This is a genomic window from Pseudomonas sp. 5Ae-yellow (assembly GCF_014077575.1).
Classification (GTDB): domain Bacteria; phylum Pseudomonadota; class Gammaproteobacteria; order Pseudomonadales; family Pseudomonadaceae; genus Halopseudomonas; species Halopseudomonas neustonica.
This window is the reverse complement of record NZ_JACGWE010000042.1, coordinates 1-25,323: the sequence shown is the minus strand read 5'-3', so window position 1 is coordinate 25,323 and position 25,323 is coordinate 1. Positions and strand designations below refer to the sequence as shown.

22 protein-coding genes are annotated in these 25,323 nt (G+C 54.7%); 17 read left to right on the top strand and 5 right to left on the bottom strand.

Annotated features, from left to right (window positions below):
* Window positions 1-579: 579 nt before the first annotated feature.
* A complete protein-coding gene (locus H4J77_RS16660) occupies window positions 580-2,829 on the bottom strand; it encodes an Orn/Lys/Arg decarboxylase N-terminal domain-containing protein (RefSeq protein ID WP_123891293.1) in 2,250 nt (749 codons plus the stop codon).
* A 149-nt stretch (window positions 2,830-2,978) separates the two neighbouring features.
* On the opposite strand from H4J77_RS16660, the gene H4J77_RS16655 reads away from it, so the two are divergent.
* Window positions 2,979-3,422 (top strand): thioesterase family protein, encoded by a 444-nt coding sequence (locus H4J77_RS16655; RefSeq protein ID WP_123891292.1) that lies wholly within the window; start codon window positions 2,979-2,981, stop codon window positions 3,420-3,422.
* 124 nt (window positions 3,423-3,546) lie between these two features.
* On the opposite strand, the gene H4J77_RS16650 is transcribed toward H4J77_RS16655, so the two are convergent.
* Complete coding sequence (locus tag H4J77_RS16650; protein WP_123891291.1) at window positions 3,547-3,828, bottom strand: pyrimidine/purine nucleoside phosphorylase; 282 nt, start codon at window positions 3,826-3,828, stop codon at window positions 3,547-3,549.
* Between the two features lie 131 nt (window positions 3,829-3,959).
* On the opposite strand from H4J77_RS16650, the gene H4J77_RS16645 reads away from it, so the two are divergent.
* Both H4J77_RS16645 and H4J77_RS16640 read left to right on the top strand, forming a co-directional pair.
* Complete coding sequence (locus H4J77_RS16645) at window positions 3,960-4,829, top strand: NAD(P)-dependent oxidoreductase (RefSeq protein ID WP_123891290.1); 870 nt, start codon at window positions 3,960-3,962, stop codon at window positions 4,827-4,829.
* Window positions 4,830-4,853: 24 nt separating this feature from the next.
* On the top strand, window positions 4,854-5,105 hold the full coding sequence (locus H4J77_RS16640) for a YkgJ family cysteine cluster protein (RefSeq protein ID WP_123891289.1): 252 nt from the start codon (window positions 4,854-4,856) through the stop codon (window positions 5,103-5,105).
* A gap of 7 nt (window positions 5,106-5,112) precedes the next feature.
* On the opposite strand, the gene H4J77_RS16635 is transcribed toward H4J77_RS16640, so the two are convergent.
* Entirely contained in the window at window positions 5,113-6,006 is an 894-nt protein-coding gene (locus H4J77_RS16635) for an EamA family transporter (RefSeq protein ID WP_123891288.1), read from the bottom strand.
* Between the two features lie 162 nt (window positions 6,007-6,168).
* Window positions 6,169-7,047, bottom strand: a complete 879-nt coding sequence (locus tag H4J77_RS16630; RefSeq protein ID WP_123891287.1) for a LysR family transcriptional regulator — start codon at window positions 7,045-7,047, stop codon at window positions 6,169-6,171.
* Between the two features lie 105 nt (window positions 7,048-7,152).
* Between H4J77_RS16630 and H4J77_RS16625 the strand changes: the two genes are divergently transcribed.
* The gene (locus tag H4J77_RS16625) at window positions 7,153-7,311 is read left to right on the top strand and encodes a hypothetical protein (protein ID WP_158611318.1); all 159 of its coding nucleotides are present in this window, start codon (window positions 7,153-7,155) and stop codon (window positions 7,309-7,311) included.
* Between the two features lie 108 nt (window positions 7,312-7,419).
* Here the strand turns inward: H4J77_RS16625 and gltA are convergent, their stop codons facing one another.
* Window positions 7,420-8,694, bottom strand: a complete 1,275-nt coding sequence (gene gltA, locus H4J77_RS16620) for a citrate synthase (RefSeq protein ID WP_123891286.1) — start codon at window positions 8,692-8,694, stop codon at window positions 7,420-7,422.
* 328 nt (window positions 8,695-9,022) lie between these two features.
* On the opposite strand from gltA, the gene sdhC reads away from it, so the two are divergent.
* The 13 genes from sdhC (at window position 9,023) to H4J77_RS16555 (ending at window position 25,104) form a co-directional block, all read left to right on the top strand.
* Window positions 9,023-9,409: a succinate dehydrogenase, cytochrome b556 subunit gene (sdhC, locus tag H4J77_RS16615; protein ID WP_123891285.1), complete on the top strand. Its 387-nt coding sequence runs from the start codon at window positions 9,023-9,025 to the stop codon at window positions 9,407-9,409.
* Window positions 9,403-9,774 (top strand): succinate dehydrogenase, hydrophobic membrane anchor protein, encoded by a 372-nt coding sequence (gene sdhD / locus H4J77_RS16610; protein WP_182249532.1) that lies wholly within the window; start codon window positions 9,403-9,405, stop codon window positions 9,772-9,774. The genes sdhC and sdhD overlap by 7 nt, the downstream gene beginning before the upstream one ends.
* A complete protein-coding gene (gene sdhA, locus H4J77_RS16605) occupies window positions 9,775-11,547 on the top strand; it encodes a succinate dehydrogenase flavoprotein subunit (RefSeq protein WP_182249530.1) in 1,773 nt (590 codons plus the stop codon).
* 11 nt (window positions 11,548-11,558) lie between these two features.
* Window positions 11,559-12,263, top strand: a complete 705-nt coding sequence (locus tag H4J77_RS16600) for a succinate dehydrogenase iron-sulfur subunit (RefSeq protein ID WP_123891282.1) — start codon at window positions 11,559-11,561, stop codon at window positions 12,261-12,263.
* Window positions 12,264-12,572: 309 nt separating this feature from the next.
* Window positions 12,573-15,407, top strand: coding sequence for a 2-oxoglutarate dehydrogenase E1 component (locus H4J77_RS16595; RefSeq protein ID WP_182249528.1), 2,835 nt, complete (start codon window positions 12,573-12,575; stop codon window positions 15,405-15,407).
* Between the two features lie 36 nt (window positions 15,408-15,443).
* Window positions 15,444-16,670 (top strand): 2-oxoglutarate dehydrogenase complex dihydrolipoyllysine-residue succinyltransferase, encoded by a 1,227-nt coding sequence (gene odhB, locus H4J77_RS16590; RefSeq protein WP_182249526.1) that lies wholly within the window; start codon window positions 15,444-15,446, stop codon window positions 16,668-16,670.
* 97 nt (window positions 16,671-16,767) lie between these two features.
* Window positions 16,768-18,204, top strand: a complete 1,437-nt coding sequence (gene lpdA / locus H4J77_RS16585) for a dihydrolipoyl dehydrogenase (RefSeq protein ID WP_123891279.1) — start codon at window positions 16,768-16,770, stop codon at window positions 18,202-18,204.
* Window positions 18,205-18,496: 292 nt separating this feature from the next.
* Window positions 18,497-19,663 carry an ADP-forming succinate--CoA ligase subunit beta gene (gene sucC / locus H4J77_RS16580; protein WP_123891278.1) on the top strand — a complete coding sequence of 389 codons (1,167 nt, stop codon included), beginning with the start codon at window positions 18,497-18,499 and terminating at the stop codon, window positions 19,661-19,663.
* Window positions 19,663-20,544, top strand: a complete 882-nt coding sequence (sucD, locus tag H4J77_RS16575) for a succinate--CoA ligase subunit alpha (protein ID WP_123891277.1) — start codon at window positions 19,663-19,665, stop codon at window positions 20,542-20,544. The genes sucC and sucD overlap by 1 nt, the downstream gene beginning before the upstream one ends.
* Before the next feature lie 149 nt (window positions 20,545-20,693).
* A complete protein-coding gene (locus tag H4J77_RS16570) occupies window positions 20,694-22,490 on the top strand; it encodes a DUF4153 domain-containing protein (RefSeq protein WP_158611317.1) in 1,797 nt (598 codons plus the stop codon).
* A 70-nt stretch (window positions 22,491-22,560) separates the two neighbouring features.
* Complete coding sequence (brnQ, locus tag H4J77_RS16565) at window positions 22,561-23,880, top strand: branched-chain amino acid transport system II carrier protein (RefSeq protein ID WP_182249524.1); 1,320 nt, start codon at window positions 22,561-22,563, stop codon at window positions 23,878-23,880.
* Window positions 23,881-23,965: 85 nt separating this feature from the next.
* Window positions 23,966-24,712, top strand: coding sequence for a DUF599 domain-containing protein (locus H4J77_RS16560; protein WP_123891294.1), 747 nt, complete (start codon window positions 23,966-23,968; stop codon window positions 24,710-24,712).
* The gene (locus H4J77_RS16555) at window positions 24,709-25,104 is read left to right on the top strand and encodes an MAPEG family protein (protein ID WP_182249522.1); all 396 of its coding nucleotides are present in this window, start codon (window positions 24,709-24,711) and stop codon (window positions 25,102-25,104) included. The genes H4J77_RS16560 and H4J77_RS16555 overlap by 4 nt, the downstream gene beginning before the upstream one ends.
* Window positions 25,105-25,323 lie beyond the last annotated feature (219 nt).

The following is a 25,323-nucleotide window of genomic DNA, read 5'->3' as shown; positions in this document are numbered from 1 at the left end:
GTCAGGTGCTCACTATTTAAGCAATGTGTTACCTATGTATTTGAATAGAACTGTTACCCATGTTCTTGAGTCGTACACACCCCACCAAGCTGGCCTTCGGCTTCTCTGCGTTACTCGGTGTTGAGCGCGCCTGCGGAACTCGCTTCGCTCAGGCTAGGCGCCCCCAACATTCCTCGGCTCAATCGCTCAACCCCTGCGTTACTCGACAGCTTGGAACGGGGATTTAGGGGCCGGCCTCGCGCGATCTTCGGGTTTGTTTGTCCGGTTTAACTTCTCACACAAAACTCTAAGGCTGCACGGCCTAATAAGTCCCATCTGAGCGGGCGAGTAGCGCAGAGCTGTCGGGAAAAAGGTCCTCGCGGTGTCTGAGCGAAGCGAGTTTGCGAGGGCCTCCGGCAAGATCGAGCAACGCAGCGAACCCGAAGGGCCGCGCAGCTGGGTGCCCTGGGGGATTGCTAAGGGGGCATGGGCAAGCATGCCCCCTTGGCTCGCCTAAGGGCGAAACCAGAAATCAGCCAAGCTCCGCCAGCTGAGTTGCCATCGATTTCACTACCCTACACTGACTTCAAGCTTCAGCCTTCAGCCTTCAATCAAACAATCCACCCGCCAATTCACCTGCCCATCAAACTGCTCCATACGCAGCCCGTGAATATCATTGGCAAACCCCGGAAACTGTTCCTCAAGCTCAATCGCTGCGGCCAGGTAGTCGGCAATGTAACTGTTATCGAGCGGGAAACGCTCGCCCGGCATGATCACCGGAATGCCGGGCGGATAGGGCACCAGCATCACTGCGCTGAGACGGCCGGCCAGTGCGCTGACTGGCACGGATTCAACTTCGCCGCGGACCATCTGCTGATAGGCATCGGCGGGGCGCAGGCTGATTTGCGGTAGCGTGGTGTACATCTGGCGCATCAGCTTGATCAGGCTGTGCTTCTTGTAACACTGATGCAGTCGCTCACCCAATGCGCGCAGGCCAAGGCTCTGGTAGCGCGGATGCCTGGCGAGGCTGGGTAGGGTGACTTCCAGTGGTGCGTCCTGATCGTACAGGCGCTTGAACTCGCGTAACTCGGACAGCAGTGTGCTCCATTTGCCCTTGGTGATGCCGAGGGAAAACAGGATCAGGAATGAGTAAAGCCCGGTTTTTTCGACGACCAGCCCACGATCGGCAAGAAAGCGGGTAACCAGTGCGGCGGGGATACCGCTTTTGGCTAGCCGACCCTTTTCCTCGACACCCGGTGTCAGCAGGCTGACCTTGATCGGATCGAGCATCGCGAAATCGCTGCTCATTTTGCCAAAGCCATGCCACTCGGCCTGGTCATCCAGGGTCCAGTCAGTTGCATGTAGCTCCGGCTGAGCGAGTGAGGCTTCGGGTTCCCAAACATCAAACCACCATTCCTCTTCGGCCATTTGCTCTGCGGTCTGCTGCATGGCTCTGCGGAAGGACAGGGCCTCGTCGAGGGTTTCCTGCACCAGCGATCTGCCGGCGGGTCCTGCCATCATGCCGGTGGCAACATCGATTGAGGCGATCATGCCGTAGTGCGGCGATGTTGAGGTGTGCATCATATAGGCTTCGTTAAAGCGCTCATGATCAAGCTGCTGCTCCGCACTGTTTTTGGCAAGAATAATAGAGGCCTGTGATAGGGCCGCGAGTACCTTGTGCGGTGACTGGGTCGCAAACACCAGTGCGTGCTTTGTGCGCGGCGCTTCTGCGGGTTCGCTCATGCCATGTCGGCCATGATAGAAGGGGTGAAAGGCCGCGTAGCCAAACCAGGCTTCGTCAAAGTGCAGGACGTCTACGCTATCGTGCAGCTGGCTCTTGATCATGTCGGTGTTGTAGCACAGGCCGTCATAGGTCGAGTTGGTCAGTACTGCGAGCTTGATGCGCTTACTGCTGTCGTCCACCAGCGGGTGTTGCTCGATCAATTGCTGCAATGACTCTGCGCTGAAGGCGTCCCGCGCTATGGGGCCGATAATGCCGTAGTCATTGCGTGAGCCGCTCAGATAAATAGGGATGGCCCCCGTCATGATGATCGCATGCAAGATGGACTTGTGGCAGTTGCGGTCTACCAGTACCAGGTCGTCCCGGGTGACGTAGGCGTGCCAGATAATCTTGTTCGAGGTTGAGGTGCCGTTGACCACGTAAAAGCTGTGGTCGGCGCCAAAAGTGCGCGCGGTATTGGCCTCGGCTTCCGCCACTGGTCCAGTGTGATCAAGTAGTGAACCTAGTCCCGGCACCGAGACGGAGAGGTCGGAGCGCAGGGTGTTTTCACCAAAAAAATCGTGGAATGCGCGGCCAACCGGGCTTTTACGGAAAGCCACGCCGCCACCGTGGCCGGGCGAGTGCCAGGAGTAACTGGAGCTCGCGGTGTAGTCGAGCAGTGCCTTGAAAAACGGTGGCAGTAGTTGGTTGAGATAGCTGCGAGCGGTGCGGGCTATCTGCCCTGCGATAAAGGGCAGGGTGTCTTCGAACAGGTAAATGATGCCGCGTATCTGATGCAGTTCGCGCAGCTGTGTCAGTAGCTCGGGGGCGATTGACTGGCGGGTGCTGAGTGCCATTATGGGCAGTTCTGGCGAGCGACTGTGAGCGGCACTGAACAGTGCTTCAATGGCCTCTAGTGAGAGCTCGGCGTCCGGGGTGAAGAGAATGCATGAAAGGCCGCGGTGGGCTTCGGCAATTAGTCTTCCCTCATCAAGGGATTCGGCGCCCAATACGTCAAAACCTTCACCCTTGAGCGCCTTGAATAAGGCATCAAGCTGGGTGCCTGCGACATTATGCAAGCCTATGGCCGGATTGATCACCAGAATGGGGAAGTTGAGATGTTTGAACATGGTGTCCTGTCTACTTGAGCGCGAGTGGTCAGACTAAGACAGATTGCTTGTCTTGACTATGTGGTCGCGTGTTGATGACTGTGTTTGTAGTACCATCTCGCATCACTTTAGGTAAATAAGGCAAGCGCCGCCGCAAAGGAGATGTGCTTTTGAATTGGGATCTGCAAAGCCCGCATACGTTGGATATTAAGGTTCGGGCAGACGATATCGACGAGCTTGGGCACGCTAACAACACTGTCTATGTTGGCTGGCTTGAGCGCTGCGCCTGGGAGCACTCAAAGTCACTGGGCTTAGGGCTTGAGCATTATCGTGAGCTGGATCGTGCGATGGCGGTACTGCGTCATGAGATTGATTATCTGGCTGCCGCCTATGAGGGTGATGAGCTGGTGATGGCGACCTGGATCATTCATTGGGATAAGAAACTGCGCATGACGCGACACTTTCAGCTGTGCCGAAAGCGTGATGGCTTAACCCTGCTGCGCGCGCGAACGACCTTTGTCTGCATTGAACTGAGTAGTGGGCGTCCAAAGCGCATGCCGAGTATTTTTATTGAGCAATATGGTAAAGGTTTGACCGACGACAGCCAGGATTGACCTGATCAGGTTTATGAGTGTGAGGTTGAACGTTGAGTGAGAGATGGCCTTGAAAAGGATACGCAGGCTTCCTTTTAAGGCCACGTTCAGCGGGTCCGAGCGACGCAGTAAGCTGGGTCGATCGTTAGCGGTACTCGCACAGATAGGCGGTGTCGCGCTCAATCTTGACGTTGAAGCGACTGTTGGCGGCAACGGTAAACTGCTCGCCCGCGCCGTAAGTGGTCCAGGTGTCGCTGTCTGGCAGTTTTACGGTAAGAGCGCCGTTGATAACGTGCATGATTTCCAGCTGACTGGTGCCAAACTCGTATTCACCCGGTGCCATGACGCCAACGGTTGCGCTGCCTTCGGGCTGCGCAAAGGCGATTGAAGCGACTTTGCCGTCAAAATACTGATTAACTTGGAACACGATGCTGACTCCTGAAGTGGATAGGGCGCTCATTATGCCGAGGCTGCATCCTTTCCGGCAATTGTTGGTGGTGGTAATTTTTTATGAATCCCACTGGTCCTGCTCTGGCAGGTCATAAGTAGAGGTAGTGTATGGCGAACATCGGATTTGTTGGTTTGGGCGTTATGGGCTATCCCATGGCCGGGCACCTGCAGCAGGCAGGGCATAGCGTGACGGTCTATAACCGCACTGCTAGCAAGTCGCGCCAGTGGGCTGACGAGTTTGCCGGTACAGCTGTGGCTACGCCTGCGTTGGCCGCAGCTGATCAGGATTACGTCATGGTTTGCGTTGGTAATGATGATGATCTGCGCTCAGTGATTGCAGGGGACGAGGGGGTTCTAAAGGGGGCTCGTAGTGGTCTGGTTATTGTAGATCACACCACGGCGTCTGCCGATGTAGCGCGTGAGTTAGCTGCGCTGGCGAGTCAGCAGGGCGTGGAATTTCTGGATGCGCCTGTCTCCGGAGGTCAGGCCGGAGCAGAGAATGGTCAATTGACGATCATGGTTGGCGGCGATGATGCAGTGTTTGATCGGGTACAGCCAATTATTGCCAGTTATGCGCGCATGTCCCAGTTGATGGGGCCCACAGGTAGTGGTCAGTTGACCAAGATGGTCAATCAGATCTGTATTGCCGGTTTGGTGCAAGGCTTGTCTGAGGCGCTGAACTTCGCTCAACAGGCTGGCTTGGATGGTGAGGCAGTAGTCTCGGTTATCAGTAAAGGCGCCGCCCAGTCCTGGCAGATGGAAAATCGCCACAAGACCATGCTGGCCAGCGAGTTTGAACATGGCTTTGCGGTGGACTGGATGCGCAAGGATCTCGCCATCGTGTTGGCCGAGGCACAGCGTAACGGCGCACAATTGCCGGTTACCGCACTGGTAGATCAGTTCTATGCTGATGTGCAGGCGATGGGTGGTGGGCGCTGGGATACTTCCAGCCTGATCGCGCGTCTAAAGCGCGACTGATGTTGCGCGGGCGAAGAGGTGTTCATGCAGTGTAGGGAGGGGTGCGGTGCTTGCTGTATCGCGCCATCGATCAGCTCGCCATTACCGGGGATGCCTAACGGCAAGCCGGCTGGCGTGCGCTGCCTGCATTTGCAGGCGGACAGACGCTGTGCGATCTTTCATTCGCCTGAGCGTCCTGCCGTTTGTGCTGGTTTCAGCGCTGAGCCCAGTGTATGTGGTGACAGCGTGGAAGAGGCCATGCAGATCATTAGCTGGCTGGAGGATGAAACAGCCTGAGATGTTTTCAGTGGTTCGGGCTGGCAGTGGTTGCCGCCAGCTTACGGCGGCGACCTACGAATACGTTGATGGCCAGTCCGGTCATCACCAGTATCGTGCCAAATGCTTGAAGCTGGCTTAATTGCTCATCGAGCAGCAGGGCGGCCGAGCTTAAGCCGATGACCGGTACCAGCATGGAGAAAGGCGCTACTTGCGCGGCTGGGTATCGCGAAAGCAGCCGACTCCAAAGGCCGTAACCCAGTAGGGTCGCGCCGAACGCGAGGTAGAATAGAGCGAAAACCGCGTTCAGGCTTATGTTCTCCAGGGCCTGGCCAATCTGTTGCGGGCCTTCCAGTAGCAGTGACATGGCTAAGAAGGGCAGAGGTGGCACCAGGCTGCCCCATACCACCAGGCTTACCAGGTCTACTTTGCCTACGCGCTTGGTAATGACGTTGCCCATGGCCCACATGGCCGCCGCACAAATGGTGAGTACAAAGCCCGCCAGTGTCATGCCAATCCCGCTATTCAATCCAATCAGTAATAGCCCGCCCGCGGCAACACACAGGCCGATCAGGTTGTGCATGCGCACTTGCTCGCCAAGCACCATGGCAGCGAATAGCAGGGTAAAGAAGGCCTGGGACTGCAGCACCAGAGATGCCAGTCCGGCTGGCATACCCACTGTCATGGCGGAAAACAGAAAGGCGAATTGTCCGAACGAAATGGTCAGGCCGTAGGCTAGTAGCCAGCGCAGCGGAATCTTCGGGCGGCGAATGAAAAAGACGGCGGGAATGGCGGCCAGGGTAAAACGCATGGCACCCAGTAGCATAGGTGGCAGGTCATCCAGGCCAACACGAATGACCACAAAGTTGAGGCCCCAAACCAGTATGACCAAGAGGGCGAACCCAAGATCTCTCGCGGACATGATGCAGTAGACTCCTGTGGCAAAAAAAGGTGGGGTAGGGTGCCTATGTAATCATGTTTGGCGTTTTTCGCTGCGGTACAGCGGTGTTCGCAATAACCTGTACAGTGCCCCGGTGGAGCTTTGGGGCGGGGCTGGTTGGTTGTTACGACTTTCGCAATGGGGTCATAACGTGTCGAATGTTTGACATATAAAGCTCTGCAGGGCGTCGACTAATGGGCCGCTGCTGCTGCCCCGCTCCAGCAATATCTGATAGCTCCCTAGTGGAGGTAGTCCAGTTTCATCGTCCACGATCTTGAGTGGTTTTTTTATCAGTCCACGGGGGAAAGGCGCCACCGCTAGATCGGCCAGCATCGCAGCTTGCTGGCCGGTGCAATGTTCGCTGACGTAAGCAATTCGGTAGGCCATGTTGGCGCGATCAAGCGCCGCTAGTGCGGCCTCTCGCCATACGCAACCTGATCCGGCCAGAGACAGTGGTAAAGGTCTGCGAGTGACTGCTAGGCCACCACCGCATTCCGCCCAGACCAGTTGCTCGGTATACACTACGTTGCCGCTCGCTGAGTGCCCGCCCGATGTAATCAACGCCAGGTCCAGCTCGGAACGAGTTACCTGCTCCAGCATATCAACACTGCGCCCTACCACTACATCAACTTGTACGCCCGGATAAGTGCGCGCAAAACTGCTCAAGACGGCAGGCAGAATGCGTGTGCCCACATCATCAGAGGTGCCAAGACGAACGCGCCCGGTGAGTTCGGGGTGGTAGAACTGACTCAACGCTTGCTCATTGAGGTTTAGCATTCGCCGAGCAAAGCCGAGCAGTGCCTCACCTTCAGTGGTGACCAGGGCGCGTCGGGGTGCGCGCAGCAGCAGTTGGTAACCGAGTAGTTCTTCCAGACGTTTTATCTGCATGCTGATAGCAGAGGGCGTGCGGTGCACCTGAGTCGCAGCGCGGGTAAAGCTTCCGGTCTCGGCGATAGCAATGAAGCTGCGCAGCACGTCCAGTTCCAGTAGCGGCATTGCTGCGCCCTTTGCTAAGTCGGTCATTGGGTCTTTTCCGTTCAATAAAATTGAAAGTGGATGTTATTTAAATTCGCTGGATTGAACAAGTCGGCTGCGCGAAGGTGATGGCCCACTTTAGAGGAGACCTGAATGATGAAAGCCGATGAAAAGACTGAAGCTCAGAAGCGAGAGGCGCCATTGCAGCGCTCGGCGCATGAGTTTTATATGCCGGCGATGCCGCCTTTTTGGTTGTTTCGCGCCATAGCGCGATGGGCGCGAAAGCTGTATGGCTACTTCAAGCAGGTTTAAGAGCAGGTGAGAGCTGTGGCCTTTGCTGGAGGGCGCACAGCCCGTCAAGATACTAATTTGAGCAACAAAAAACCCGCCGAAGCGGGTTTTTCACTGACGTGCGACGATTTACTTGGAGGGGTAATCGCGCTGGGTCGGGCCGGTATACAGCTGGCGTGGGCGGCCGATTTTGTATGGGCCGCTGATCATCTCGTTCCAGTGTGCAATCCAGCCTGGCGTGCGGCCTGTGGCGAAGATGACCGTGAACATCTCGGTCGGAATGCCGATCGCTTTCAGAATAATACCGGAGTAGAAATCAACGTTCGGATACAGATTGCGTTCCTTGAAGTAGGGGTCGTTACGCGCAATCTCTTCCAGCTTCATAGCCAGTTCCAGTTGCGGGTCGTTGATGCCCAGTTCAGCCAGTACCTCGTCGCAGGTCTCTTTCATGACCTTGGCGCGCGGGTCAAAGTTTTTGTAGACGCGGTGACCAAAGCCCATCAGCTTGAACGGGTCGTCTTTGTCCTTGGCCTTGGCGACAAACTTCTCAATGTTGGAAACATCGCCAATTTCGTCCAGCATACGCAGTACGGCTTCGTTTGCACCGCCATGTGCGGGTCCCCACAGGGCGGCGATGCCGGCTGCGATACAGGCGAATGGATTGGCTCCAGAAGAGCCTGCCAGGCGGACGGTAGAGGTAGACGCGTTCTGTTCGTGGTCGGCGTGCAGCACGAAAATACGGTCCATAGCCTTGGCCAGTACCGGGCTGATCGGCTTCTCCTCACAAGGGGTGTTGAACATCATGTGCAGGAAGTTTTCCGAGTAGCTCAGTTCATTTCGCGGGTACATCATGGGCTGACCCATGGAGTATTTGTACACCATGGCGGCCAGTGTTGGCATTTTGGCAATCAGGCGAATGGCTGAGATTTCACGATGGTTGGCATCATTGATGTCCAGTGAGTCGTGATAGAACGCAGACAATGCACCAACTACGCCACACATAATGGCCATCGGGTGTGCGTCGCGACGGAAGCCGTTGAAAAATGTCTTGAGTTGCTCGTGCACCATAGTGTGATTCTTGATGGTGCTGTCGAACTTGGCTTTTTCTTCGTCGGTGGGGAGTTCGCCTTTCAGTAGCAGAAAGCAGGTTTCCAGGAAGTCGGCTTTTTCCGCAAGCTGATCAATGGGGTAGCCGCGATGTAGCAGTACGCCTTTCTCGCCATCAATGTAGGTAATCTTGGATTCACAAGACGATGTGGCCATGAAGCCGGGGTCAAACGTGAACACGCCCTCTGCAGTCAGGCCGCGAACGTCCACAACATCAGGACCCATGGTCCCTGAATAGACCGGTAGGTCAATGGGGGCAGCGCCCTCGATGATCAATTGCGCTTTTTTGTCAGCCATTGATGGCCTCCTGTTTTGCTGTATCGAAAAAGGTGACCCCCCACGCAGGGCCCGCATCACTATAAGGTGATAAATTGGTTTGTCAATTGTACCGATAGTGAAAGGAAATGAGCCTAATTAAAAGCTTTTATTGGGTTTGTGAATGTGCTTCGGTAAAGCTGATGCTGCTCGGTCCAGAGCGTCTTGCAATACGTTGTTGCATTGTAATCAATGGTCCAAGTCTCTATACTCCTTGACCGGCAAAGTGACTCACAGGGCCCCTCGCCGGGGCTGCAGTAAAGGGTTACGCACCTTCCTATAATCCAGCCCTGCCCACAGGGCCATGAGTGTGAATATAGCCGTGAATAGCAAAAGACCCGTCAACCTAGACCTCAGGACAATTAAACTTCCTGTCACAGCCTATACGTCAATTCTGCATCGAATTTCTGGCGTCATCCTGTTCGTGTCCATCGCGATTCTGTTGTGGATGCTGGACACCTCACTGAGTTCAGAAAGCGGATTTGAACAGGTTCAAAGCTGCCTTCAGCATCCTCTGGCCAAGTTGGTCGTGTGGGGCATTCTCGCTGCATTGCTTTACCATCTGGTCGCCGGCGTGCGCCACCTGGTAATGGATGCGGGCGTGGGTGAAGGCCTTGAAAGTGGCAAGCGTGGCTCACAGGCAGTTCTTGTCATTTCTGTCATTCTGATTGCTCTTCTGGGGGTGTGGATATGGTAACCAATGTCACCAATCTGTCTCGCAGCGGTCTCTATGACTGGATGGCGCAGCGCGTGTCTGCCGTCCTGCTGGCCGCTTATGTCTTGTTCCTGCTCGGCTACCTGATCGCCCATCCTGGTTTGACCTATGCTGAGTGGCAGGGTCTGTTTAATCAGAACTGGATGCGTATTTTTAGCCTGCTAACGCTGGTTGCCTTGAGCGTGCATGCCTGGGTAGGCATGTGGACCATTTCAACCGACTACCTGACTTCCATGGCTTTAGGCAAATCTGCCACTGTGGTCCGCTTCCTGTTCCAGGCGGTCTGCGGTCTTGCCATGTTTGTGTTTTTTGTCTGGGGCGTGCAGATCCTGTGGGGTATCCAATAAATGTCTTCCATGCGTACTTTGACTTTTGACGCCATCATCATTGGTGGCGGCGGTGCTGGCATGCGCGCTGCGCTGCAGTTGGCACAGGGTGGTCATAAAACCGCGGTTGTAACTAAAGTGTTCCCGACTCGCTCGCACACTGTTTCCGCGCAAGGTGGCATCACCTGCGCTATCGCCTCCGCTGATCCGAATGATGATTGGCGCTGGCACATGTACGATACCGTCAAAGGTTCCGATTACATCGGTGACCAGGACGCTATCGAGTACATGTGTTCTGTTGGCCCGGAAGCGGTATTTGAGCTTGAGCATATGGGGCTGCCTTTCTCCCGTACCGAGCAGGGTCGCATCTATCAGCGTCCATTTGGTGGCCAGTCCAAGGGTCCTGATAATCCTACTCAGGCCGCTCGTACCTGTGCTGCTGCTGACCGTACCGGTCACGCGCTGCTGCACACGCTTTATCAAAACAACGTTAAACACAACACCACCTTCCTGAACGAGTGGTATGCCGTTGATCTGGTCAAAAACCAGGACGGCGCCATTGTTGGTGTTATTGCAATCTGCATCGAAACGGGCGAAACCGTTTATATCCGTGCCAAGGCTACTGTGCTGGCAACGGGCGGTGCTGGCCGTATCTACGCATCTACTACCAATGCACTGATCAACACAGGTGACGGTATCGGTATGGCGCTGCGTGCAGGTGTGCCGGTTCAGGATATCGAGATGTGGCAGTTCCACCCAACCGGTATTGCCGGCGCGGGTACCCTGGTGACCGAAGGTTGCCGTGGCGAGGGTGGTTATCTGATCAATAAGGATGGCGAGCGCTTTATGGAGCGTTATGCACCCAACGCGAAAGACCTTGCCGGTCGTGACGTTGTGGCTCGCTCCATGGTTAAGGAAATTCTGGCCGGCAACGGTTGCGGACCAGATGGCGATCACGTGATGCTGAAGCTTGATCACCTGGGCGAGGAAGTCCTGCATAGTCGCCTGCCAGGTATCTGTGAGCTGTCCAAGACTTTTGCTCACGTTGATCCAGTCGTCGCGCCGATTCCTGTTGTACCAACCTGTCACTACATGATGGGTGGTGTGGCTACCAATATTCATGGTCAGGCAATTACCCGCGATGCGGCTGGTAACGACAAGATCGTTGATGGTCTGTTTGCCGTAGGTGAGGTGGCTTGCGTATCGGTACACGGTGCGAACCGCCTGGGCGGTAACTCTCTGCTAGACTTGGTCGTATTCGGCCGCGCTGCTGGCCTGCACCTGGAAAGCGCGTTGAAAGACGGTGTTGAATACCGCGATGCGTCTGCATCTGATATTGAAGCGTCTCTGTCTCGCCTTGCTGCTCTGAACGAGCGGACTACTGGCGAAGATGTTGCGCCGCTGCGCAAAGAGCTGCAGAACTGTATGCAGAACTACTTCGGTGTATTCCGCACCGGTGAGTTCATGCAGAAAGGTATCACTCAGCTGGCTGATCTGCGCGAGCGCATTAGCAACGCCAAGATCGACGATAAGAGCCAAGCATTTAACACTGCGCGTATCGAAGCTCTGGAGCTGCAAAACCTGCTTGAAGTGGCTGAAGCCACTGCCATTGCTGCAGAAGCCCGCACTGAAAGCCGCGGTGCTCATGCGCGTGAAGACTACGAAGATCGTGATGACGTGAACTGGTTGTGCCACAGCCTGTACATGCCTGAAACCAAGAAACTGGAGAAGCGGGCAGTCAACTTCTCGCCGAAAACAGTGCCGACCTTCGAACCTAAAGTGCGTACCTACTAAGGGTGACCGATATGTTGCAAGTAAGTGTTTATCGCTATAACCCCGAAACCGACAGCGCTCCGTTCATGCAGGACTTTCAGGTGGATACCGGCGGCAAGGACATCATGGTCCTGGACGTATTGGCCCTGGTGAAGGAGCAGGACGTGGCGATGTCATACCGTCGCTCCTGCCGCGAAGGTGTTTGCGGCTCTGATGGTATGAATATCAACGGTAAAAATGGTCTGGCCTGCATCACGCCGCTGTCCTCTGTTGTGAAAAACAACAAGCTGGTTTTGCGTCCTTTGCCTGGTTTGCCAGTAATTCGTGACTTGGTTGTAGATATGAGCATCTTCTACAAGCAGTACGAAAAAGTTCAGCCGTATTTGCAGAACGATACGCCGGCGCCAGCGATTGAGCGCCTGCAGTCGCCTGAAGAGCGCGAGAAGCTGGATGGCCTGTACGAGTGTATTCTCTGTGCTTGCTGCTCCACGTCTTGCCCCTCGTTCTGGTGGAATCCGGATAAGTTTATCGGCCCCGCTGGTTTGTTGCAGGCCTACCGCTTTCTGGCGGATAGCCGTGACGAGAAGACCGATGAGCGTCTGGCTTCACTGGATGATCCGTTCAGCGTATTCCGCTGCCGCGGCATCATGAATTGCGTCAATGTCTGTCCAAAGGGTCTTAACCCTACTCGGGCTATCGGGCATATCCGCAACATGTTGCTGCAGAGCGGTACCTGATCGGCTGTAATTGCATTAAGTTGGACTGAGCCGGCTCCTGCTATAAGGAGTCGGTCAGTTTTAAGACGGGCCGCTAGCTCAAAAAGCCGCGGTTTGTATGTACCTAAACCAACAGGGGCAATCGGGTAACACCCGAACTATCTGTCGGGGCCGGCAATTTTCCGCGATGACGGGATATGGTTCAGCAAGGTAGGAAGCAGCGACACTGCTCCTAGACCAGCAAACATATTCTGTGCGGATGGCAGAGCTACACTTGCCAATTAATGGTCTTTGCGCCAGATGGTGTCCCCGATATAAGGGTGACCAAGCATGCCAGACAGCGAAATGCAGCAGCTGTGGAGCACGTCTCACATCTCCGGTGGGAATGCATCCTATGTTGAAGAGCTTTATGAGCTCTACCTGCAAGATCCGAACAGTGTTGCCGAAGAATGGCGCAGCTATTTCCAAAAGCTGCCTCAGATAAACGGCCATGCCGGATCAGATGTTCCTCATTCCGCTATTCGCGACCATTTTCTCCTGCTGTCCAAAGGGAATCGCCGCCCTCAGGCAACTGCTGGCCAGGTCAGTACCGAGCACGAGAAAAAACAGGTCGATGTTCTTCGTCTGATCCATTCCTATCGTATGCGCGGCCATCAAGCTGCCAAACTCGATCCGTTGGGCCTGTGGAAGCGGGAGGAGATCGCTGACCTTACGCTGTCTGATTACGATCTTACCGAAGCCGATCTCGACACCGTATTTCGTACCGGCGAGCTGCAGTTCGGCACCGCTGAGGCGAGCCTGCGCGACACCATTGAAGGATTGCAGCAGACATACTGTTCAACCTTCGGCGCCGAGTACATGCATATCGTTGATTCCAGCCAGCGTCGCTGGTTTCAGCAACGTATGGAAAGTGTGCGCGGACGTCCGCAATTGGGCGCAGATACCAAGCGCCACTTGCTGGAGCGTTTGACTGCTGCAGAAGGTCTGGAAAAATATCTGGGTACCAAGTATCCGGGCACCAAGCGTTTTGGCGTTGAGGGCGGTGAAAGCCTGATCCCAATGCTGGACGAGATCATTCAGCGCTCAGGCTCCTATGGCACTCAGGAAATTGTTCTGGGCATGGCTCACCGTGGCCGCTTGAACGTGTTGGTCAATACGCTCGGCAAGAACCCGCGCGAGCTGTTTGACGAGTTTGAAGGTAAGAAGAAAGTCGACATGGGCTCCGGTGACGTCAAGTATCACCAGGGTTTTTCTTCCAACGTGATGACCTCCGGTGGCGAGGTGCATTTGGCGCTTGCGTTTAACCCTTCTCACCTGGAAATTGTGTCTCCGGTGGTTGAAGGTTCCGTACGCGCTCGTCAGGATCGTCGTCTGGACGCGGCGGGTGACAAAGTGCTGCCCATCAGTATCCATGGTGACGCTGCTTTCGCCGGGCAGGGCGTGGTCATGGAAACCTTCCAGATGTCACAGACCCGTGCTTACAAGACGGGCGGCACCATCCACATTGTCATCAACAACCAGGTTGGCTTTACCACTAGCCGTCAGGACGATGCGCGCTCCACCGAGTATTGTACCGACGTCGCCAAGATGATTCAGGCGCCGATCTTTCACGTTAATGGCGATGATCCGGAAGCGGTGTTGTTTGTCACTCAGCTGGCGGTCGACTACCGCATGCAGTTCAAGCGTGACATCGTGATCGATCTGGTTTGTTACCGTCGTCGTGGCCACAACGAAGCGGACGAGCCTTCCGGCACTCAGCCTTTGATGTACGACATCATCACCAAGCATGCCACGACGCGCGACATCTATGCCGATCGTCTGGTAGGCGAGGGCGTGCTGACTAAGGATGACGTGCAGGAGTATTTTGAAGAGTACCGTAACGCGTTGGACAACGGTGATCACGTGGTTAAGAGCCTGGTCAAAGAGCCTGATAGCAGCTCTTTTGTTGACTGGGCGCCCTACCTGAATCACAAATGGACTGCGCGTCACGACACCAGCTTTGATCTCAAGACCCTGCAGGAGCTGGCGAACAAGCTGACTGACCTGCCTGATGGTCTGGTGCTGCAACGTCAGGTGAACAAGATTGTCGAAGACCGCCGCAAAATGGCCGCCGGTGCACTAGCCCTTAACTGGGGGTTTGCCGAAACCATGGCCTACGCAACGCTGCTGCATGAAGGTCATCCGATCCGGATCTCGGGTCAGGACGTTGGTCGCGGCACCTTCTCCCACCGGCATGCGGTGCTGCATAGCCAGAATGACGGTCGTGCCTATGTTCCGCTACGCAAGCTTAGCGATAGCCAACCTCGTTTCGATATTTACGACTCCTTGTTGTCAGAAGAAGCCGTGCTGGCCTTTGAGTACGGTTATGCGACCACAACACCTAACGCGTTGGTGGTATGGGAAGCCCAGTTTGGCGACTTTTTCAACGGCGCACAGGTAGTTGTAGACCAGTTCATCACCAGTGGTGAGAACAAGTGGGGTCGTCTGTGTGGTTTGACCATGCTGTTGCCGCATGGCTATGAAGGGCAGGGCCCAGAGCATTCTTCAGCTCGTTTGGAGCGCTTCCTGCAGCTGTCAGCTGAGCACAACATTCAGGTGTGTGTACCTTCTACGCCCGCCCAAGTTTATCACATGTTGCGCCGTCAGGTTATTCGCCCGCTGCGCAAGCCTCTGATCGCTTTGACACCCAAGTCATTGCTGCGTCATAAACTCGCAACTTCTACCCTAGAAGAACTGTCCGATGGTTCATTCCAGACGGTTATCCCGGAAGTTGACGCGATTGATCCGAAAAAGGTTGATCGTGTGGTTATGTGTAGCGGCAAGGTTTACTACGACCTGCTTGAGAAACGTCGCAAGGAAGAGTTGGACAATATCGCCATCGTGCGTATTGAGCAGCTTTATCCCTTCCCGGAAGACGACCTTGGCGACGTGCTAGCTCCTTACAAAAACCTGAAAAAAGTGGTCTGGTGTCAGGAAGAGCCCATGAACCAGGGTGCTTGGTACTGCAGTCAGCACCATATGCGTCGGGTTCTGAACGACCACAAGACCAAAAATCTGTATCTGGACTACGCTGGACGAGAGGCTTCTGCCGCGCCGGCCTGCGGCCATCCTTCCATGCATGCCGAACAGCAGGAAAAGCTCCTGCAAGACGCTTTTACTGCCTGAGCTAAGGCGACAACAGAGAATTTATAAGGATCCACAATGGCTATTGAAATCAAAGCCCCTACTTTTCCGGAATCGGTTGCTGACGGCACAGTCGCTACTTGGCACAAACAACCGGGTGATGCGGTAAAGCGTGATGAACTGATCGTTGACATCGAAACCGACAAGGTGGTGATGGAAGTCTTGGCTGAAGCCGACGGCGTTATGGGCGATATTGCCAAGCCTGAAGGTGAAACCGTACTCAGTGGCGAAGTGCTGGGTACCCTGAAAGATGGCGAAGCTGCTGCCTCTGCCCCGGCTGCTGACAAGCCTGCTGAAAGCAAAACTGAGTCGGCACCTGCCGCGCAAGAGTCCGGTGAAGAGCCCATGCTTTCTCCGGCTGCGCGCAAGCTGGCTGAGGAAAATGGTCTGGCTGCTGCTGACATTGCTGGTACCGGCAAAGGTGGACGCGTCACCAAGGAAGATGTGCTCAACGCCATCGAAGCCAAGAAAAATGCGCCTGCTGCGCCTGCCGCCAAGGCAGCTGCAGCACCGGCCGCGGCCGTTACGACGCCAGAAGGTGACCGTGTAGAAAAACGTGTGCCAATGACTCGTTTGCGCGCACGCATCGCCGAGCGTTTGGTTGACGCCCAATCCAGCATGGCGATGTTGACTACCTATAATGAAGTCAACATGAAGCCGATCATGGATCTGCGCAAAAAGTATAAGGATCTGTTTGAGAAGAAGCATGACGGTGTTCGTTTGGGCTTCATGTCTTTCTTCGTTAAAGCGGCTACCGAAGCACTCAAGCGTTATCCTGCGGTTAATGCTTCCATCGATGGCAATGATGTTGTCTATCACGGTTATCAGGATATCGGCGTCGCTGTATCCAGCGATCGTGGTCTGGTTGTGCCGATTTTGCGCAACACCGAGCACATGGGGCTGGCCCAGATTGAAGGCACCATTGCTGATTACGGCCGTAAGGCACGTGACGGCAAGCTGACCATGGAAGAAATGACCGGCGGTACTTTCACCATTTCCAATGGTGGTGTTTTCGGTTCACTGTTGTCTTCTCCTATCGTCAATCCCCCACAAGCGGCGATTCTGGGTATGCACAAGATCCAGGAACGTCCTATGGCTGAAAATGGCCAGGTGGTCGTGTTGCCTATGATGTATCTGGCACTGTCCTACGATCACCGCCTTATCGATGGTAAGGAAGCGGTCAGCTTCCTGGTTGCTATCAAGGACTTGCTGGAAGATCCGGCACGTCTGATTCTGGAAGTCTGATAAGGCTGCACGCTTTCAGCGGCAAAAGTACGCGCTGCTCAGCCGGGTTTTAAGCTGAGCAGTCTTCGGATTATTGCTGCCAATAGAGGATTTTGTTATGAGTCAGAAATACGATGTGGTCGTTATTGGTGCTGGCCCCGGCGGTTATGTTGCCGCTATCCGCGCCGCTCAGCTGGGTTTGAAAACCGCTTGTATCGAAAAGTACGTGGGCAAAGACGGTAAGTCGGCGCTTGGCGGTACCTGCTTGAACGTCGGTTGTATCCCGTCAAAGGCGCTGCTGGACAGCTCGTGGAAGTATCACGAAGCCAAAGACGGTTTCAAGATCCATGGTATTGATGTCAAGGGCATCAGCATGGATGTGCCGGCGATGATCGATCGCAAGGATAAAATCGTCAAGCAGTTCACCGGTGGCGTTTCCACCCTGTTCAAGGCTAACGGCGTAACCAGCATTGAAGGCCATGGCAAGCTGCTGGCTGGTAAAAAAGTTGAAGTAACGGCACCGGATGGCACGACTTCGATTATCGATGCAGAAAATGTGATCTTGGCGTCTGGCTCCGTGCCTATCGAGATTCCACCAGCACCGCTGACTGACGATACTATCGTCGATTCGACCGGCGCTTTGGAGTTCACCTCGGTACCCAAGAAGCTCGGCGTGATTGGCGCTGGCGTGATTGGTCTGGAGCTGGGTTCGGTATGGCGCCGCCTGGGTTCTGAAGTTGTTGTATTTGAAGCACTGGATACTTTCCTTGGCCTGGCTGATGAGCAGATTGCCAAGGAAGCGATGAAGACCTTTACCAAGCAGGGCTTGCAGGTTCGTCTTGGTGCGCGGGTTACCGGTACTGAGATCAAGCGTAAGCAGGTCGTGGTGTCGTTCTCCGATTCCGAGGGTGAGCAACAGCTGACATTTGACAAGCTGATTGTTGCAGTCGGTCGTCGTCCCTACACCGAAAACTTGCTCGCATCCGATTGCGGTATTGATCTGGACGAGCGCGGCATGGTCTTTGTTGACGACTATTGCGCTACTAGCGTGCCTGGTGTCTACGCAGTCGGCGATATGGTTCGCGGTCCTATGCTGGCCCACAAGTCCTCAGAAGAGGGTGTGATGGTTGCCGAGCGTATTGCCGGCCACAAGGCCGCCATGAACTACGACCTGGTTCCTTCTGTCATCTATACCCATCCGGAAATCGCATGGGTCGGTAAGAATGAGAAGCAGCTCAAGGCTGAAGGTGTTGAGTTCAACGTGGGTGTCTTCCCGTTCGCAGCCAATGGTCGCGCGGTTGCCGGTAATGATGCTGGCGGCATGGTCAAGATGATCGCTGACGCCAAGACCGACCGCGTGCTCGGTGTTCATGTTATTGGGCCAAGTGCCGCAGAACTGGTACAGCAGGGCGCTATCGCTATGGAATTCGGCACCAGTGCCGAAGATCTGGGCATGATGGTGTTCTCGCACCCAACGCTGTCTGAAGCGCTGCATGAAGCCGCATTGGCCGTGAATGGCCACGCCATTCATGTTGCAAACCGCAAGAAGCGTTAATATAGCCGTAACTGACCTGGTGGTTCTGGACTGACTGCCGGGTCTTTTGCGCAGAGAAATAACTTTGGCTGAGTGATCGGTCAGGCCACAACGAGGTGGTCAGCCAGTCTGGTTGGAAACAGGTTCACCCGAAGCACAGCTGCACTGCTGGTTACAAAATGTAACCCCGTAATGGCATGCAGTGTTTACCATGTTCGGGCTGACAGGCTTCCGGCACGGCGGCATTGGTGGCGGCAACTCGAAGAGTGGCGGCTAGAAAGTAATTCCTACACGATCAAAACGGTAGATAAGCATGAATCTTCACGAATATCAGGGGAAGCAGCTGTTCGCTGAATACGGTCTTCCAGTATCCAAGGGCTATGCTGTTGACACTCCGGAAGACGCAGCAGACGCTTGCGACAAGATCGGCGGCGACATGTGGGTCGTCAAAGCACAGGTTCACGCTGGTGGTCGCGGTAAGGCTGGTGGTGTAAAGCTGGTCAAGAGCAAAGAAGAAGCCAAAGCCTTTGCCGAGAAGTGGCTTGGCCAGCGCTTGGTTACCTATCAAACTGACGCCAGTGGTCAGCCGGTCAGCAAGATTCTGGTTGAGTCATGCACTGATATCGCTCAGGAACTGTACCTGGGTGCGGTAGTTGATCGCTCTACTCGCCGTATCGTTTTCATGGCATCCACCGAAGGTGGTGTTGAAATCGAGAAGGTTGCTGAGGAAACTCCCGAGAAGATCCTCAAGGCGACCATCGATCCGCTGGTTGGCCCACAGCCTTATCAAGGCCGTGACCTGGCATTCCAGCTGGGTTTGAAGGGTGATCAGATCAAGCAGTTCACCAATATTTTTGTAGGCTTGGGCAAGCTGTTTGCCGACTACGATCTGGCGCTGTTGGAAATCAACCCGCTGGTCATCAAGGAAGACGGCAACCTGCATTGCCTGGATGCCAAGATCAATATCGACGGCAACGCCATGTATCGCCAGCCTAAGCTGCGCGCCATGCACGATCCGTCACAGGATGATCCACGCGAAGCCCACGCTGCCAAGTTCGAACTGAACTACGTTGCCCTGGAAGGCAACATCGGCTGCATGGTCAACGGTGCTGGCCTGGCCATGGGTACCATGGACATTGTCAACCTGAATGGCGGCAAGCCTGCCAACTTCCTGGATGTAGGCGGCGGCGCAACCAAAGAACGCGTTACCGAAGCCTTCAAGATCATTCTGTCCGACTCCAACGTCGCTGCAGTTCTGGTTAACATCTTCGGTGGTATCGTTCGCTGCGACATGATTGCCGAAGGCATCATCGGTGCGGTGAAGGAAGTGGGCGTTAAAGTCCCTGTGGTCGTTCGCCTTGAAGGCAACAACGCCGATCTTGGCGCCAAGGTACTGGCCGAAAGTGGCCTGAACATCATCGCTGCAACCAGTCTGACCGACGCTGCCCAGCAAGTCGTCAAGGCCGCGGAGGGTAAATAATGAGCATCCTGATCAACAAAGACACCAAGGTAATCTGCCAGGGCTTCACCGGCTCGCAGGGCACCATGCACTCCGAACAAGCTATCGCTTACGGCACCAAGATGGTCGGCGGTGTTACACCGGGTAAAGGTGGCACTACTCACCTGAACCTGCCGGTTTTCAACACCGTACGCGAAGCTGTTGAAGCTACCGACGCTGATGCCAGCGTGATCTACGTACCTGCGCCGTTCTGTAAGGATTCCATCCTGGAAGCCGCTAACGCCGGTATCAAACTGATCGTCTGCATCACTGAAGGCATTCCTACCCTGGATATGCTGGAAGCCAAGGTTCGTTGCGACGAGCTGGGTGTGCGCCTGATTGGGCCTAACTGCCCTGGTGTTATCACCCCCGGTGAGTGCAAGATCGGCATCATGCCCGGCCACATTCACTTGCCAGGCAAGGTCGGTATTGTTTCCCGTTCCGGCACCCTGACTTATGAAGCGGTCAAGCAGACCACTGACGCTGGTTTTGGTCAGTCTTCTTGCGTTGGTATCGGTGGTGATCCGATCCCAGGCTCCAACTTTATCGACATTCTGGAAATGTTCGAGAAGGATCCTGCTACTGAAGCCATCGTTATGATCGGTGAGATTGGCGGCAGCGCAGAAGAAGAAGCGGCGGCCTATATCAAGGCTAACGTGAGCAAGCCTGTTGTGTCTTACATCGCTGGTGTTACTGCTCCGGCAGGCAAGCGTATGGGTCACGCTGGTGCGATCATCTCTGGCGGCAAGGGTACTGCCGACGAGAAGTTTGCCGCGCTGGAAGATGCTGGTGTTAAAACTGTGCGTTCACTGGCTGACATCGGTAAAGCTCTGTCCGAGCTGACCGGTTGGGCAATGAAATAAACACCTGATCTGATCAGATGTTGAACAAACCCCGCCAAGGCGGGGTTTTGTTTTTGTAACAACCGCTTTTCAACCTCAGTCATGACTAGATGGCTACGCAACAGCAGTCGCGTAGCGATAACAGTGGTTTAAAACACAGGGACGATACTATGCCGGGTTTTGATCGCATCAATAGCTTGCATCTGATGGTAGGCAGCTTTCAGGCAATATTGGCCTACGGCTTATATGAAGCAGCTGATCAGGGCGTATGGCCAGCAACTCACGCAGCTGCTTTTATCCCGCTGTTTATGCTGATGTTGTTCTTTCCCTTCGCATTCTATTGCGCAAATACCGCAGTCACTGTACGGCGCTGGCTGATTAGTTTTGCCGTCGCCTTTCTTGCAGTTTGTATTGGCTTTTATCAGGGTGTGACTGTGAGTGGTGTGCCCTCGGATGGCTCCGTTCTGGCATCTGATTGGTCACCTTCCCATGTGCAGGACTATTTACTGCCAGCCTTTATCTTGGGCATTGGTTTATTTCTTCTGGTGCCAGCGTTGGCTCTCTGCCAGTCGTATCGAGTCAATTATCCGCGCTGGATGCGCTCCTTGCATCAGAATGGGCAGCTTTTGCTACAGGCTGCCTTGGTACTTGGCTTGTTTTGGGCGTTATTGGCAACCGCTGCTGCCTTGTTTCAATTGATTGATCTTTCGTTCGTGCAGGATCTGATTGAGTGCAGCTGGTTTTCAATTCCGCTAAGTGTTTTGGTATTTTCTCACGGCGTATCCTTGGCAGTGCGTAACCACAATGTTGCAGATTATCTGTCTGAGCGGGTAGGTCTTCTGTGCAGTTGGCTCTATCCCATGGCGGCTGTGCTGGCGGTAGGCTTTGTGCTTAGCTGGTTAGCACAAGGGTTGGCAACGTTATTGGCTACGGGGCACGCAGCAAACTTGCTGCTCTGGTTTTCCACCCTGAGTTTACTGTTGCTTAATATGGCCACGCAGGGTGGCTTACCAACCGTTCGCAATGCCTTCTGGCTGCGCTGGGTTGCCTTGCTGGGCACCCTTGCGCTGGTGCCGATGACACTAGTAGCGGCCTATGCGCTTGGATTGCGCATTGAGCAGTATGGTCTGACGCCAGCAAGGATATGGGCAGCCTTCGTCAATCTTGTGTTGGTGCTCATGGTGCTGGGTTATCTTCTACACGCGGTGCTACAGGTGCTTGGTGCTGCTCGGTCTTGTATGGCATCGACTAATGCTTCTGCTGCGATTCTAGTGGTGCTGGGCATCCTGCTGATGCTGGCGGGCCCTCTGGATCCTCGCCGTCTGAGTGTGGATAGCCAAATGGCTCGGCTACAACAGGATCCGGCGACTGATGATCTTGCAGTGATTGGCTTTTTGGCTCGGGACGGCGGGCGCTTTGGAACCGAGGCGTTATTGCAGCTGGCCAAGCAAGATGGTGAGGAGGGGAGCGATGTTGCCCGGCGTGCGCTGTTGGCGCGTGAGCGGCTGGCGGGCTCCAATATCACCAAGATCGATGTCAGTGATGTGCTTGCTGGCTTGCCGACATTTCCTGTTGGCGTTAGCCTGCCGTCGGGTTTACACGAGGAGCTGGCCAAGCTCACGCTTCTGGCGAACTGTTCTGCTGATTTAGCGGATGTTAATGCTTGCCTGATCTGGAAGGTCAGGCTGCGCTCAGACGGTCCGGATGAGTACGTAATATTAAGCAGGCGATCCGATGTTGATTATCCTATGGGGGTTTTATGGCGGCAGGATGCTCAAGGCCAATGGGATACGGCCGGACGTATTGATCTTGATGCGGTGGGCTGTCGGCTTGAGAATGGCGCCCAGGCACTTTTCGATGCGGTGACCAAGGGGCAGGTGGATGTGCAGCCTAAACAGCAGCGTGACCTTATGGTGAACGGCGTAAGAATACCTACTACGACCTGGATGCAGGATAGTTGCAATTAGCCAGGTTCTATTAACGCGTGCGAGGAGCAGGGTTGCTTGACTCGTTCTGCCAACTGATAACTGATAACTGATGACAAAGACTCTTAGACCACTCGACGTGTTGGCGTTAGGCTTTATGACCTTCGCGTTATTTCTCGGTGCGGGTAACGTTATTTTTCCACCCAGTGCCGGGCTGGCAGCCGGCGAGCAGATGTTACCGACGGCTATTGGCTTTTTGCTGACCGCGGTAGGACTTCCGCTGCTTACGCTGATTGCACTGGCCCGCGTAGGCGGTGGCCTCGCAGAGTTGACCTCGCCCCTGGGGTATTGGCCAGGCCTGCTGCTCAGTGTTGCTGTGTATCTGGCCATAGGTCCGCTGTTTGCCACCCCGCGCACTGCTGTGGTGTCTTACGAGCTCGGTGTGGTTCCCTTTGTGCAGGACAGCTGGCAAGCGTTGTTGGGATACAGCACGTTGTATTTCGCTGCGGTCATCTTTCTCGCATTGAAGCCGGGACAGTTGGTCGATCGAGTGGGTAAATATATTACGCCAATACTATTGATTGGCCTGGTGTTGCTTGGCGCCGCAGCGACTTTCTTTCCGGCCGGTGAAATGGCCAGTGTCGCGCCAGATTATAAAGAAGGCGCTTTGGTCAAAGGCTTTCTACAAGGCTATCTAACCATGGATACGCTGGGCGCTTTGGTCTACGGCATCGTTATTACTACTGCCATCCGTGACCGCGGCGTAGGTACTGAACGTCTGATTACCCGTTACACGGTTATGGCTGCGTTGGTGGCGGCATTGGGGTTATCGTTAGTCTATTTCGCGCTGTTTTACCTTGGCTCTACCAGTTCAGCGCTGGTGGGCGCTGATGCTAACGGTGGTGAAATACTGTCCGCTTATGTGCAGTTTCGCTTTGGCACCGCTGGCAGCCTGTTGCTGGCAGTGGTGATTATTCTTGCCTGTATGACCACCGCAGTGGGCCTACTTACGGCCTGTGGCGAGTTTTTCAGCAAGCTATTACCGTTCAGTTACGCACAGGTGGTTTGGGCGTTTGGGGTTTTCAGCATGCTGGTTGCTAACCAGGGTCTGGATTCGCTTATCAAAGTGTCCATTCCGGTGCTGGTAGGCTTGTATCCGCTAGCGATTGTGTTGGTTTGTCTTAGCCTGTTGGGGCAGCGGTTGGCCAGACCGCAAAATATTATGCGACCGGTGATGCTGGTAACGCTTGTATTTGGTGTGATTGATGGGCTCAAGGCGGCAGGTTTTATCCCGGCAGAGGGTACCTGGCTGGATATATTACCCTTGGCGGGCCAAAGTCTGGGTTGGCTAATACCCGTTTTGGTTACGCTATTGCTGGCTATACTTATTGAATATCTGCGTTTGGGCCGCTTGGTTACCCAGGCCGATTAACCCGCGCGAGCGGCACAGCCCGCGCTTGTGTTGATAATGTAGTGCAATCTATTTCGAGCAATCGCAGGGAGTGTTAATGCCATCAATGCCGTCGATACCAGACGCAGGTAGTCTTTGGATCAATTTATTTGCCATTAGCTGGTTTCTGCTGTGCTGGGTTGGTTACACCTATTATGCCCAGCACAAGGGGCGTGATACCGCGTGTCTGGCTAGTGTGCTGCACCTCTATCGGCGGGACTGGATGAATCGTCTGCTGTTGCGCGAGCAGCGCATGTCGGACGCCAGCGTGATCGGCAACCTGGAGCGTAATACGTCGTTTTTTGCCTCCAGTACGCTGCTCATTCTCGCCGGTTTGATTACGGTCCTGGGGGCTACCGACCGCGCTCAGAACCTGCTGCACGAACTTCCTTTTGTCGCGCCGGTGAGTCGTGAGATTTCCGAACTCAAGCTACTGGTGCTGATGGCGATTTTTGTTTACGCGTTTTTTACTTTCTCGTGGGGGATGCGGCAGTACAATTTTGCGTCCGTGTTGCTGGGCTCGGCACCCCTGCTAGGTGAGAAGAATGTGACCGAGGCAGAGAAAAAGGCATACGCTGATCGAATGGCGCGGGTTATTTCCTTAGCGGGTAATGAATTTAACCTTGGCTTGAGAGCCTATTATTTTGCTTTGGGCACGCTGACCTGGTTTATCAACCCGTTGCTGTTCATTATCACCACAGCGGGTGTTGTATGGGTTCTTTATCGGCGAGAGTTTCATTCAGATGTGTTGGATATCATGATGTTCAGCCCGGCTCCGATTGCGCCGCCCACTCCTCAGGAGAAGATTGAATGAGCTTTCCACTATGGTGTTTGTTTTTTGCCGCGTTAATGCTGGTGTTGACCAAGGCGCCCGTCGTTGTAGCAATGGCGCGTAGCGGCGAGAAGGGCTATGACAACTCGCATCCACGAGCGCAGCAAAACGCGCTCACGGGCTGGGGAGCCCGAGCGATGGCGGCGCACGCCAACATGTTTGAGGCTTTCCCGCTGTTTGCTGCTGCTGTGTTGGTGGTCCAGGTGACGGGCACCATAGGCACACTGGCTAACGTGTTGGCCGGTATGTTCATCGTTGCACGGATCCTTTACACCTTGTTATATCTGGCGGATCGCGCGACGCTGCGCAGCCTGGTGTGGGGTGTTGGCTTTATCAGCTGTCTGGTTATGTTGCTGTTGCCTGCTATGCGCTGAGGGCACGCTCACGACACAAGGAGAGGTCGAGGGGAAGGGCGATGCTGGTGTTACGAGGGGGATAGAATAAGGGCATGCCGAAGCATGCCCTCAGGGGGTGTACTGAATTTTGTGTAACCAGTAGGGTTGATTACAGGGGCATCATGCGGTCGTCGAACTGAATCGTAAAGCGATTTAGTGCTGCTTTCCAATCCCGGATCGGCATGGTCCACTTCTTAC